General features: G+C 39.7%; 8 protein-coding genes and 8 tRNA genes. 3 read left to right on the top strand and 13 right to left on the bottom strand.

Annotated elements, in window-relative coordinates:
* Positions 1 to 381: 381 nt before the first annotated feature.
* Positions 382 to 1,800 (top strand): sodium:alanine symporter family protein, encoded by a 1,419-nt coding sequence (locus H5058_RS13150; protein WP_011328579.1) that lies wholly within the window; start codon positions 382 to 384, stop codon positions 1,798 to 1,800.
* A 684-nt stretch (positions 1,801 to 2,484) separates the two neighbouring features.
* Here H5058_RS13150 and H5058_RS13155 read toward each other — a convergent pair.
* The 12 genes from H5058_RS13155 to H5058_RS13210 all read right to left on the bottom strand — a co-directional run bounded on the left by H5058_RS13155 (position 2,485) and on the right by H5058_RS13210 (position 7,992).
* Positions 2,485 to 2,571 (bottom strand) — tRNA-Leu (locus H5058_RS13155).
* Positions 2,572 to 2,609: 38 nt separating this feature from the next.
* Positions 2,610 to 2,683, bottom strand: a tRNA-Cys gene (locus H5058_RS13160).
* Positions 2,684 to 2,702: 19 nt separating this feature from the next.
* Positions 2,703 to 2,778 (bottom strand) — tRNA-Gly (locus H5058_RS13165).
* A gap of 75 nt (positions 2,779 to 2,853) precedes the next feature.
* Positions 2,854 to 2,940 (bottom strand) — tRNA-Leu (locus H5058_RS13170).
* 39 nt (positions 2,941 to 2,979) lie between these two features.
* Positions 2,980 to 3,055: transfer RNA gene (locus tag H5058_RS13175), tRNA-Gly, on the bottom strand.
* A gap of 64 nt (positions 3,056 to 3,119) precedes the next feature.
* Positions 3,120 to 3,206, bottom strand: a tRNA-Leu gene (locus H5058_RS13180).
* Positions 3,207 to 3,243: 37 nt separating this feature from the next.
* Positions 3,244 to 3,317 (bottom strand) — tRNA-Cys (locus H5058_RS13185).
* Between the two features lie 17 nt (positions 3,318 to 3,334).
* Positions 3,335 to 3,410, bottom strand: a tRNA-Gly gene (locus H5058_RS13190).
* 216 nt (positions 3,411 to 3,626) lie between these two features.
* On the bottom strand, positions 3,627 to 4,172 hold the full coding sequence (pgsA, locus tag H5058_RS13195; protein ID WP_089368514.1) for a CDP-diacylglycerol--glycerol-3-phosphate 3-phosphatidyltransferase: 546 nt from the start codon (positions 4,170 to 4,172) through the stop codon (positions 3,627 to 3,629).
* Positions 4,173 to 4,214: 42 nt separating this feature from the next.
* Positions 4,215 to 6,038 carry an excinuclease ABC subunit UvrC gene (gene uvrC, locus H5058_RS13200; protein ID WP_089368515.1) on the bottom strand — a complete coding sequence of 608 codons (1,824 nt, stop codon included), beginning with the start codon at positions 6,036 to 6,038 and terminating at the stop codon, positions 4,215 to 4,217.
* 9 nt (positions 6,039 to 6,047) lie between these two features.
* The gene (gene uvrY, locus H5058_RS13205; RefSeq protein WP_011328582.1) at positions 6,048 to 6,698 is read right to left on the bottom strand and encodes a UvrY/SirA/GacA family response regulator transcription factor; all 651 of its coding nucleotides are present in this window, start codon (positions 6,696 to 6,698) and stop codon (positions 6,048 to 6,050) included.
* A gap of 148 nt (positions 6,699 to 6,846) precedes the next feature.
* On the bottom strand, positions 6,847 to 7,992 hold the full coding sequence (locus tag H5058_RS13210) for a dicarboxylate/amino acid:cation symporter (protein ID WP_089368517.1): 1,146 nt from the start codon (positions 7,990 to 7,992) through the stop codon (positions 6,847 to 6,849).
* A 692-nt stretch (positions 7,993 to 8,684) separates the two neighbouring features.
* On the opposite strand from H5058_RS13210, the gene cysK reads away from it, so the two are divergent.
* A complete protein-coding gene (cysK, locus tag H5058_RS13215) occupies positions 8,685 to 9,653 on the top strand; it encodes a cysteine synthase A (protein WP_086993393.1) in 969 nt (322 codons plus the stop codon).
* 121 nt (positions 9,654 to 9,774) lie between these two features.
* On the top strand, positions 9,775 to 10,209 hold the full coding sequence (locus tag H5058_RS13220; RefSeq protein ID WP_041454731.1) for a hypothetical protein: 435 nt from the start codon (positions 9,775 to 9,777) through the stop codon (positions 10,207 to 10,209).
* Between the two features lie 75 nt (positions 10,210 to 10,284).
* Here the strand turns inward: H5058_RS13220 and H5058_RS13225 are convergent, their stop codons facing one another.
* Positions 10,285 to 12,561 (bottom strand): acyl-CoA dehydrogenase, encoded by a 2,277-nt coding sequence (locus H5058_RS13225; protein ID WP_208834347.1) that lies wholly within the window; start codon positions 12,559 to 12,561, stop codon positions 10,285 to 10,287.
* Positions 12,562 to 12,794 lie beyond the last annotated feature (233 nt).

The following is a 12,794-nucleotide window of genomic DNA, read 5'->3' on the forward strand; positions in this document are numbered from 1 at the left end:
GAACGTTTTGAGTCGCTTTAGCGTCTCAAGGGATGCGTATAATACACCCTTTATTTTTCGAGTCAATACTTTGTTTTAAACTTTCTTTTTGGAAAATTTAAAACCGAAGTTTTATTTAACTCTCTAAGTAGTTCGCGTCTCGCTAGGCGTTGACGTTTCCCGTCTCAGTGTGGTCGCATTATAGGGAGCCGCAGATTTTACGCAAGCGTTTTTATCGCCTTTTTTGCATTTAATTTTTACCCCAAAGATACACAAGCCAGGCTCACAGGTTACCCACAAAAGCCTGTGGACAAGTCATTTTTTTACCTCGATTACTAAACTATTTCTCAAGCTTATGCTAAGTTGCGCGACAGATTTAAACTCGTTGATTAGGCAAATAGCATGACAGATATAATAAACAGTATAAGCAGCCTCTTATGGGGCCATGTTTTAGTATACTTATTAATAGCAGCAGGGCTGTTTTTCACCATTCGCCTTCGCTTTATTCAATTTGTACAGTTTCCTCACATGATAAAAGTGATGTTTTTGAGTCGTAGAGGTTCAGGCGATGGCATCTCTTCATTCCAAGCCTTTTGTACTTCACTCGCAGCGCGTGTTGGTACTGGTAATATGGCAGGTGTTGCAGTTGCACTTTATTTAGGTGGTGCTGGGGCTATTTTTTGGATGTGGCTTATTGCTTTAATTGGTATGGCGACTAGTTTTGCCGAGAGCACATTAGCGCAAGCTTATAAAACGCGTGATGAACAGGGGAACTTTCGTGGTGGCCCTGCTTATTATATGGAATATGGTTTAGGTAAGCGCTGGATGGGCGTTATTTTTTCACTGTGTTTAATATTAGCGTTTGGTTTTGTATTTAACGCAGTGCAATCAAACTCTATTGCAGCTGCATTTAAAGTCGCTTTTGATATTCCGAACTATGTAGTAGGTATTGCTTTAGTTATTGGCTCTGGGATCATTATTTTTGGCGGTTTAAAAACTATTTCTCGATTTGCAGAAATGGTAGTGCCTTTTATGGCTCTTGCTTATTTACTAGTGGCTTTGTACGTTTGTGCTTTAAATTACTCAGAGCTACCTGGTGTTTTTATGCATGTTATAAATAGTGCATTTGGCATTGAGCAAGCAGGCGCAGGCGCAATTGGCTACGGCGTTATGCAAGCGATGATCCAAGGCATTAAACGTGGCTTGTTCTCAAACGAAGCGGGTATGGGTAGCGCTGCTAACGCAGCTGCAACAGCAACACCTAACCCTCCCCACCCTGCCTCACAAGGGTATGTGCAAATGTTAGGCGTTTTTGTTGATACTATTGTAATTTGTAGCGCTACTGCGGCATTAATTTTATTATCACAACAACTTACTGCTGGCTCTGGTTTAACGGGCATAGCTTTAACTCAAGCAGCACTTGAGGAGCATGTAGGTAGTTGGGGTGCAATATTCGTTGCGATTGCTATTTTATTCTTTGCTTTCACATCTATTGTTGCTAATTACTCTTATGCAGAAACAAATTTATTATTTTTAGAGCATAACCATGCATACGGCATGTTGATTTTTAGATTGTTAGTATTAGGTATGGTGATGTTTGGCGCTATGGGTGAGCTACCATTAGTGTGGACTTTAGCTGATATATCTATGGGGTTAATGGCTATTGTGAACGTTATAGCATTATTTATGTTGTCAGGCGTAGTTGTTTGGCTTGCTAAAGACTACAACACGCAACGTCGTGCTGGGAAGTTACCAACCTTCGATCCAACTAAAAATAAGCATCTTGATAAAACAATTCCAAAAGGGATTTGGCATAAGTAATTAAATGCTAATATTGGTTAAATTAAAGGGAAGCTATAGTGCTTCCCTTTTTTTGCTTTTAAAGCACATCCCCATTGCTGGCTCGCCTTTATATGGCTAATAACGCTTCACTCTACACCTTCATACAATAACCTAAGCCTCAGAGACGCATGAGGCCTAACCTCCCCCCCCTAAACTTAGTAACGATGATCTGGCGATTTAAATGGTAACGCTTTGCCGATTACTTATTGCTAACGCCTAGTAATCGTTACTCATGGTAAGCATTTAGTTTTGTATTGTAATACGTTCTCATGCGGCAAATACAAAACCCTATACTAGTGTATAGAGTCCTCATGTTTTGATTAGTATTCTAACTAGATGAAGTGTAGCCATGTAGCTAAGCGCTGCGGCGTTATTTCGTTACGGGATCTTTGGTATTATCAGCAAGTGTGGCTATTTCTTACGTGCAGTAACAATAAATAGCTAATTGCTTAATTGGAAATACTTATTTAGGTAAGGCTGTAGACTTTAAGATATAAATAAGCACTGAATCTAGCGTTATTCAAGGTAACTATTCACTTTAACAGACTGGGTTTTATTGTAGTAATAAGATGTGTAGTTTTATTATAACGAATTGATGCGTAAATACTGACTAATGTTATTGCCAGCTTATAGCATTGTTTATAAGTAGTAATAGCAAGAAAGTGGTGCCCGAGGCCGGAATTGAACCGGCACGACTTGTTAGTCGAGGGATTTTAAATCCCTTGTGTCTACCAATTCCACCACTCGGGCATCGAGTTTGCTAATTAAAGCGTGTGGAGTAAATTATATGGAGGCGGAACCCGGAGTCGAACCGAGGTAAACGGATTTGCAATCCGGTGCATGGCCACTCTGCCATTCCGCCTAAATGTATCCAAATAATTTGGAGCGGCACACGAGGCTCGAACTCGTGACCTCGACCTTGGCAAGGTCGCGCTCTACCAACTGAGCTAGTGCCGCATTTTATTCTATAAGCAATGGTATTTACTTATACTATAAATTAGTATTTTATTACTCTGCCACTTTATATAAAAGTGGTGCCCGAGGCCGGAATTGAACCGGCACGACTTGTTAGTCGAGGGATTTTAAATCCCTTGTGTCTACCAATTCCACCACTCGGGCATCGAGTTTGCTATTTAAAGCAAGTGGATAAAACTAATATGGAGCGGCACACGAGGCTCGAACTCGTGACCTCGACCTTGGCAAGGTCGCGCTCTACCAACTGAGCTAGTGCCGCATCATATTAGTTCTAAATTAAACATTTTATAAATTACACTTGGTAATGTAATAAAACCACAAAGTGGTGCCCGAGGCCGGAATTGAACCGGCACGACTTGTTAGTCGAGGGATTTTAAATCCCTTGTGTCTACCAATTCCACCACTCGGGCATCGAGTTTGCTATTTAAAGCATGTGGAGTGTTGCTATGGAGGCGGAACCCGGAGTCGAACCGAGGTAAACGGATTTGCAATCCGGTGCATGGCCACTCTGCCATTCCGCCTTAACAATGAGATAAACTGGAGCGGCACACGAGGCTCGAACTCGTGACCTCGACCTTGGCAAGGTCGCGCTCTACCAACTGAGCTAGTGCCGCATTTAATATTATTCAGTAAGCTTTCTATCAACTTGCAACGTATTGCAGTAAATATTCAGTAACTGATTAATTACCATTTAGTTTATCTTGGGGGCTATGCCCTCTCAACACGGACGCATTCTACAGAGATTATTAAACGCGTCAATACAAAAAATGCCACTTTCGAACTGTTTGATTATTTTTTATCTAATATGGTGCGTTATTAGACGTTTAGAATCAATTTTTGGTCAATTCACTCCATGCCGATACCAAATATTGCATCATAGAACTCAATGTTAGGAAGGTCGCAATATACAACAAACCAAAACTTAAATAATTCATCCAAGCATCGTATTGCCAAATTAGACCGATAATGGCTAACATTTGTGCTGCTGTTTTTATTTTACCCATATTAGATACAGCCACGTTATCGCGCTTACCTTGTTCTGCCATCCATTCACGCAGTGCAGAGATAACAATTTCGCGGCTTATTATAATAAGTGCCGGGATAGTCATATACATAGACTGATAATGCTCTGATAACGCGACTAAGGCAGCGCACACCATAACTTTATCGGCAACGGGATCTAAAAACGCACCAAAGGGGGTTGATTGCTCAAGTTTACGTGCTAAATAACCGTCGAGAATGTCGGTTATTGATGCAAACCAAAAAATAAAGGCGGCAGCAAAAAGCGCCCATGAATAAGGCAAATAAAATACCACCAAAAAAATGGGGATAAGAAAAAGTCTAAAGGTTGTGAGTGTGTTTGGAATATTCCACATAACTGCTTGGGTATGTCTTTTTTGCTATATTCGCATGAAGGGCTAACCCTTGTCATGCAAATGGTTAAATATCTTGTCAGCCATGTCAGGGCTGATCCCCGGTACTTTCTTTAACTGTTCTATATTAGCAGCTTTTACCCCTTGCATGCCCCCTAAATATTTTAATAATGTTTGTCGGCGCTTAGCACCTACGCCATTTATTTCTTCTAATAATGATTGCGTTCGTTGTTTTTGGCGCTTATTACGGTGCCCCGCAATAGCAAAACGATGTGATTCGTCGCGTATATGCTGAATTAAATGCAGTGCAGGTGCATCTGAATCCATTGGAATAGTTTTTCGACCACCGTCTATTAACAGTGTTTCGAGGCCGGGTTTACGGCTTGTACCTTTAGCTACACCAACTAACAAGGGCATTTTTGCATGTGGCCAAGTAGCAAAATACTGCTCTGCACGCCCTAATTGCCCTTTACCACCGTCTATAAAAATCACATCGGGTATTTTATCTTCATCAACTAATTTGTTGTAGCGCTTATTAAGCGCAAACTCCATGGCAGCATAATCATCTCCACCGGTTATTCCAGTCACGTTGTAACGCCTATACTCTTTAGTATTGGGTCCTTGTGAATCAAATACCACACAGCTAGCAACCGTGTTCTCCCCCATAGTATGGCTTATATCAAAACATTCCATTCTGGTTATATCATCAAGGCGTAGGGTAGCTTTTAATTGCGCATAGCGTTTATTAATAGAGTCTTGGGTGCTTTGCTTAACGGTAATACTATTTAATGCGTTTTTATTGGCTAACTGCAAATACTGGGCACGCTCACCCCGAGTAACTACTTTAAGAGTTACTTTACGCTCACTTATTTGCGTAAGTGCTTGGCCTAATACGTCGCTTTCTTGTATTTCGAACGGCAAAATGATTTCTTTTGCGATACGCCCAGTTGCCCCCGGCGCTAAATAGTACTGGCCTAAAAACGAAGTCAATATTTCTTGTTCACTTGAGTCTTTTGGCACTTTTGGAAAGTAGGTTTTACTGCCCAATACTTTATGATCGCGGATCATCAATAAGTGAATGCCATTTAAACCATTTAGGTGTGCAAAGCCTACAACATCCATTTCTGCAAAATTACCCGAAATAGACTGTTGTTCCTGCATTTTACGCAGCAACATTATTTGGTCACGCACTTTTGCAGCCAACTCAAAATTTAGCTGCTGGCTAGCTGCTTCCATTTTTTTAATGAGATCGGCGATTACCTCATGTGATTTACCCGTTAAAAACTTACGCACATAATCAACTTGCTCAGTATAATCTTCATCTGAAACTTTATTTACACACGGGGCTGAGCATCGTTTGAGTTGATATTGTAAGCATGGTCGGCTGCGCGCACGGTAATAAACATCTTCGCATTGACGAATGGGAAATATTTTTTGCATCAGTCGTAAGCTTTCTGATACCGCCCCCGCACTTGGAAATGGGCCAAAATACTCACCTTTTACTTTACGACTGCCACGATGAAACGCTAATCGAGGATGTTTATGATTAGTAAGTAATATATAAGGATAGGATTTATCGTCGCGTAATAAAATATTGTAACGAGGCTGATACTTTTTTATCAGATTGTTTTCAAGTAATAGCGCTTCGGTTTCGGTATTAGTAAGCGTTACTTCAACATTACAAATATTACTGACTAAAACACGGGTTTTGCTGTCGGTGATGTTACTTCTAAAGTAACTACTCACCCGTTTTTTTAAATGCTTTGCTTTACCAACATAAATTACTTGATTGTCACTATCGAGCATACGGTAAACCCCGGGCTCACTCGATAGTGTTTTTAAAAACTGGACGTGATCAAATTCAGACATAAATTATGATTAGTACGATACGTCTATATCAATCATTTTATAGCGAATAGCTAAATGAGTCAGCTCTACATCGCCACTCACATTTAGTTTTTCAAACATACGATAGCGGTAGCTATTAACTGTTTTAGAGCTTAAATTTAAACGCTCAGCTATACTTTGTGCTTTTTCACCTTTGGTGATCATTAGCATTATTTGCAGTTCACGCTCTGACAAACTCTGAAATGGACTTTCATCTGTGCGCCCACTTACCTGTGCTAATGCAATTTGCTGTGCAATTTCAGGTGCAATATAGCGCTGTCCTGCATGCACACAGCGTATAGCACGTACCATTTCATCAGACCCAGCACCTTTAGTTAAAAAGCCATGCGCGCCAAGCTGCATTACGGTACTAGGATACGGATCTTCACAATTAACAGTAAGCACTATAATTTTTACATCAGGGCAATAACGACAAATCTTTTTCGTCGCCTCAAGGCCACCAATACCGGGCATATTCATGTCCATAAGTACTATATTGGGTGAGTGTTGACGACAAAATTGCACAGCCTCTTCACCTGTTTTAGCTTCTCCAACAACTTTAAAGCCTCGTACATCGTCAAGAATCCGCCTGATCCCTGTTCGTACCAACTCATGGTCATCAACTAAAAGTACATTAATCAATGGAACATCCTCACTAGCCTAATAAAATGCAATTTAATAATATTAATTTGCCACAGTAACACAGTTAAAATAAAACAATAACCGATATTATTTCATCGTTTAAGGTGTGTTAATACATGTATATTAACAGATTAACACACCCAGTTTATTATGCTTTTTCGCTAAAGCGATCTACCCACAAAGCAATAACGCCATCACCGGTTACGTTACACGCAGTACCAAAACTGTCTTGGGCTAAATATAGTGCAATCATTAAAGCTACTGCGCCTTCATTAAAGCCTAGCATAGTTGTTAATAAACCCAGTGCCGACATTACTGCACCACCAGGTGCACCTGGTGCGGCAATCATTACTACACCTAACATCATAATAAATGGCAACATGCCCATTAATGAAGGTGCTTGCATGCTTGGTGATAAAAACATGACCGCCATTGCACAGGTTACAATTGTAATTGTAGAGCCCGATAAATGAATTGTCGCACAAAGCGGAACCGTAAAATTGGCTACGTCTTCTTTTACACCATTCGACTTACTTGATTGTAATGATACTGGAATTGTTGCAGCGCTAGACATTGTGCCCAAAGCGGTAAAGTACGCTGGTAGCATATTTTTAATTAATTCGATTGGGTTGCGTTTTAGTAACAAGCCTGTAGATACATATAAAACAGTAAGCCATAACCAGTGCATAACCAGCGCTGCAATAAGTACTACGCCAAATGCTTGTAGGGTATCAACAACTGTTCCTGCTACCGTCATTTCGGCAAATACACCTGCAATATAAAATGGTAATGCCGGTATTATCACCTTAGATAATAAGCCATCAACAATATCACGCCCCTGATCAGACACTGTTTTAAGCGTAGTCAATTCAAGCTGGCTCATGCCAATACCAAATATAAATGCGCTCATTAATGCAGTCATCACGCCCATTAGTGGCGGAATTTCTAAATCAATAAAACTACCAACTTGTGTCGCTGATTCAGCTTCAAATGTAATACCGCCACTTAAAAATGGAATTACTGTGCTAACCAGTAAAAAAGCCAGTGTGCCAGCAATAACAGTAGAGCCATAAGCAAAACCAACTGTTTTACCTAATAAGTGCCCTGACCCTTTTGGTAGTCCAGCAATACCCGATGCAATAAAAAATAAAATGATCAGCGGTATAGTAAAGGAGATCAATTGTCCAATCAGTTCTTTAACAGTATATAAAAGTTCAACGCCTATTAGTGGTAAATAGAGTCCAGCTAAGATACCGGCCACAATACCGGCAATTAATTTTAAGATTAACTTCATTGTGATTGCTTTCTTGAATTTAGATACTGTGTTTTTATCATGTTTTGCATAGCTTGTATCATAAAACTGTTCAACTGCAGTTCATTTGCACAAATAAGCAACAATACGGTGAGTATTAAGTCTTTAATAGATTAATTGTTAGAATATAAATAAATATAACACGCCTTTCAAAAGTTTATTTTTCTACTTAATCTGAACTCTGATTAAGAGATTTACTAACGTATTGAATCATAGTTATATTTAATTTTATTTTCTCTAGCCAGAAGTTTTCAATGAAAACAAGGCGAATTTACGCGTCAATAGCTGGCCTATTGCAAGTAAATTCAACGCAGTTAGCGCTGAAAATAGCTGCTTGAGATAGATTTATTATCCGGAGCTCAGGTTCCTTAAGTAACACTTGTAATGATCACGAGGCCAAGTTTTTATTTAATTAGGGTTTATTTATCTTTTAAGCGTCGTTAGCGTCAATTAATGAGCAGTAACCACATTAAGAAGGCCCTACACAGCTCAAAAATCAACCACACTGCGGTAAATTCAAGCTTGAGAAATAAACACATCCTCGTTATAAGCCCAATAAATATATGTTATAGCCAAACTTTACTTTAAATTTTTTAAACTCACAGTAAAGTATGCTTATATAGTTAATAGCAAAACTACTAACATGTTAAGCGGATTGTATCCAAAGGAACATTATGTCTACTATTTTTGAAGATAACTCACTAAGCATTGGTAATACACCGCTGGTAAAACTTAACCGTGTTACCGGTGGCAACGTATACGCAAAAATTGAATCTCGCAACCCAAGCTTTAGTATAAAATGTCGTATTGGTGCATCAATGATTTGGGAAGCTGAAAAATCAGGGCAGCTAACGAAAGATAAAGAACTAATTGAGCCTACATCTGGTAATACCGGTATTGCGCTGGCGTTTGTGGCAGCATCTCGTGGTTATAAACTAACCCTTACCATGCCAAATACTATGAGTTTAGAGCGCCGAAAACTGCTCAAAGCATTAGGTGCAAACCTAGTACTAACCGATGGCGCAAAAGGTATGAACGGTGCAATTGATAAAGCAAAAGAAATTCAAGCAACCGCTCCCGATAAATATATTTTATTACAACAATTCGAAAACCCGGCAAACCCTAAAATTCACTTTGAAACCACCGGCCCTGAAATTTATGATGCCCTTGATGGTAAAGTAGACTTTTTTGTTGCAGGCGTTGGTACTGGCGGTACTATCACTGGTGTTAGTCGCTACCTTAAAAACGAAAAAGGTCTCAATGTAAAATCGATTGCTGTTGAGCCAACAAATTCACCGGTTATTAGCCAAACGCTAGCAGGTGAAGAAATTAAGCCTGGGCCACATAAAATTCAAGGTATTGGTGCTGGCTTTATTCCTGGTAACTTAGATTTAAGTGTGATTGATGGTGCAGAGCAAGTATCTAACGAAGATGCTATTGCGATGGCACACTTACTAATGAGACAAGAAGGTATATTAGTAGGTATTTCATCTGGCGCAGCGGTTGTTGCGGCGAAACGCATTGCTGAAAAGCCTGAAAATGCAGATAAAAATGTAGTGGTTATTTTACCAAGTGCCACTGAGCGTTATTTATCAAGCCCCATGTTTGATGAAGAGTTTAGTGAACAAGAGCTCGTACAATAAGTATTTTGTTTGAAAAAAGGATGCTCTTAGCATCCTTTTTTATTACTTATTTATTCACCCCCCTTTACATCCGTGCAATAAAGCCACACACTTTGTAAAGAATGAATAAATTATATTGATGATGAAAAAACTAACCTCTTTTTTAAGCTTAACTTTTTGCCTATTTATTATTAGCTGCACTGAAGAAGTTGCCCAAGTTAATAGCACGCCGGGCGATGCTGCAACGGCTTATTTTGACGCGCTTTATAATCAAAAAAATCTGCATAAAGCCAGCACTATGGCAACCCCAAACCTTGCCCGCATTATGAAATCATATGGTACTGCTAAGCAATTTTCTCGCACCTTATTAAACATGCAATATGATCAAGTGGTTATAGAAGTTGATATGTCTAATATGAGCTTACGGGAGCAATATGGCGACTCGGCTAAAATTAATCTTATATTCACCGGCACTCTAAATGGTAAAAAAATTGATGATATGCGCAGCGTTAAAATGCGTCATAAAAAAGGCCTATGGTATATAGATAAAATAGTGACCGATCCTTACGCTCGTTAACTTAAATGAATTAAACGCAAAAAGGCCTTACATTTGTAAGGCCTTTTCGTTTTAGTTATTACTTAAAGCACTGCGTTATAGCTCACCAGGTTGAAAGTTATCAACTGCTATGGCTTGCTTTCTTAATTTATTAGCATGATGCATTGCATCGGCATCGGTTTGCTTTAATAAATCGTTTTCAAGCGCATAATTAATCGCCCCCTCAATATCAAGCGTAGCGGGTACCTTCCCTTTACGCTGCCATTGTTTTAGATCTTTAAATTGTGTTTGCATATCATGCATTGCTAAAAATGCACTTTCCATTACACCCGTACCCGCGTTTTCATCCACATAACATAAATGCGTTAAACGGTTTCTAAACACACCTGGTTGAGTCATATGTTTACAAATACTTTGTGCAATGGCATCACTTGGTTTGTGATAATGATTACCGAGTGGGAATACAATACGTTTGAGCACAAAGTTAACCACCGGGTTTGAGAAATTTTTAAAGAAACCATCAAATGCTTGGCCAATTTCATACAATGACGTTTCTATTGCGTATTTAACAAAGGGTAAGTCGGCTTGTTGACGCCCTTCGTCTTCAAAACGTTTTAGTACGGTTGACGCTAAGTACAAATGGCTTAATACATCACCTAAACGTGCCGATATCATTTCTTTACGTTTAAGTTCTCCGCCTAACATGAGCATGGCTACATCTGTACATATGGCAAGGCCACGGCTCATTCTTGTCAGTTGCTTATAGTAAACTGCTGTTTCGCCACTTACCGGTGCTTTAGCAAAACAACTACGCGTTAAACCATGCACAAGTGCCATGCTGGCGTTGCACGCGGCAAACATAATATGGTCCATTAATAAACCATCAAATTGCTCTAATGCAGCGTCATCATCTTCCATCGCTGCCGCTTCCATTTCTTTTAATACAAACGGATGACAACGTGTGGCACCTTGGCCAAATATCATTAAATTACGCGTTAAAATATTAGCGCCTTCTACCGTAATCGATACCGGGATCCCCATATAGCCATGCGCTAAATAGTTATTTGGACCAACCTGAATGCCTTTACCTGAATGAATATCCATCGCATCGTTCATTACTGTACGACCCATTTCAGTCATATGGTATTTAGCAATAGCGGTAACAACTGAAGGGCTGAGTTTTAAATCAATTGCACCTGCCGTCATTAAACGACACGACTCAAGCGCATAGGTTAAACCACCAATACGTGCAAGTGCCTCTTGTACACCTTCAAATTGACCAATAGACACACCAAACTGTTGGCGCACCATGGCGTAAGCTGAGGTCATTTTAGCGGCTAAATGCCCTGTTGCTGTACTTAATGCTGGCAATGAAATGCCACGCCCTGCACTTAAACACTCAACCAACATGCGCCAACCACGTCCAGCGCCTTGCTGCCCGCCTATAATCCAATCCAGTGGAATAAACACATCTTCACCGTACGTTGTGCCATTCATAAACGCCATATTTAGTGGGTAATGGCGCTCGCCAGTTTCAACTCCAGGGTGATCAGTAGGGATAAGCGCACAGGTAATTCCCAGCTCTTTTTCTCCACCTAATAAACCATCAGGGTCATACATTTTAAAGGCAAGCCCTAAAACCGTTGCCACAGGCGCAAGCGTAATATAACGTTTTGACCAATTTAAACGCAGGCCTAAAACCTCTTCGCCATTATGATCCCCCATACACACCACGCCTGAGTCAGGAATGCTTCCTGCATCAGATCCGGCTTCTGGACCTGTTAGTGCAAAACAAGGTACATCTTCACCAGTCGCCAACGTAGGCAACCAGCGGTTTTGTTGCTCTGTAGTACCGTAATGTAGCAGTAATTCACCTGGGCCTAAGCTATTAGGTACCATTACGGTAACAGCTGCTGTTAAGCTTTTTGTGGCAATTTTTGACACTATAGTAGAGTTTGCAATCGCAGAAAATTCACGCCCACCAAATTTTTCAGGAATTATTAATGCAAAAAAACCTTCCGATTTTAAGTAATCCCAAACATCTTTTGGTAAGTCTTTATCTTTTTGCACAATTTGATAATCGTCAAGCATAGCCAATAAAGTCTCTACTTGATTATCCATAAAGGCGTTTTCTTTATCACTTAGCTCAGGCTTAGGAAAGCGGTGCAGCTTTTGCCAGTCTGGGTTACCACTAAATAACTCACCATCCCACCAAACATCACCAGCTTCCATTGCCTCGCGCTCGGTTTGTGATAACGGCGGTAATACTTTTTTAAACATTTTAAAGGTAGGTCGACTGATTAAATTGAGGCGAATATTTTTAACTGCAAATATAACCACCACCACGACCAGCAATATAATAAAAAATGTCATGTGCATATTCCTTGATACATTGAATGAAAATAGTGGTTTAATTATGACCGTTCTCAAGTTAAATACAATCATTCTTCAGTCGTAAGTTATGCTTAGTTTATTTAAAAATCACCTCTTTTAACTTTCTGCATAGCTTTAGTTATTATTTTTAACTCAATTACTTACTTTAAAAATACAAAAACCCCGCTTAGTATTAAGCGGGGTTTGTTTTTACTCTTAAGTAAATTAACTAT

The sequence above is a fragment of the Pseudoalteromonas sp. SR45-4 genome (genome assembly GCF_014163535.1).
Lineage (GTDB): Bacteria > Pseudomonadota > Gammaproteobacteria > Enterobacterales > Alteromonadaceae > Pseudoalteromonas > Pseudoalteromonas nigrifaciens.

Bases quoted from the DNA above. Each gene is read 5' to 3' on its own strand.
- H5058_RS13150 (WP_011328579.1), top strand. From the start codon at position 382: ATGACAGATATAATAAACAGTATAAGCAGCCTCTTATGGGGCCATGTT.
- pgsA (WP_089368514.1), bottom strand. From the start codon at position 4,172: ATGTGGAATATTCCAAACACACTCACAACCTTTAGACTTTTTCTTATC.
- uvrC (WP_089368515.1), bottom strand. From the start codon at position 6,038: ATGTCTGAATTTGATCACGTCCAGTTTTTAAAAACACTATCGAGTGAG.
- H5058_RS13210 (WP_089368517.1), bottom strand. From the start codon at position 7,992: ATGAAGTTAATCTTAAAATTAATTGCCGGTATTGTGGCCGGTATCTTA.
- cysK (WP_086993393.1), top strand. From the start codon at position 8,685: ATGTCTACTATTTTTGAAGATAACTCACTAAGCATTGGTAATACACCG.
- H5058_RS13220 (WP_041454731.1), top strand. From the start codon at position 9,775: ATGAAAAAACTAACCTCTTTTTTAAGCTTAACTTTTTGCCTATTTATT.
- H5058_RS13225 (WP_208834347.1), bottom strand. From the start codon at position 12,561: ATGACATTTTTTATTATATTGCTGGTCGTGGTGGTGGTTATATTTGCA.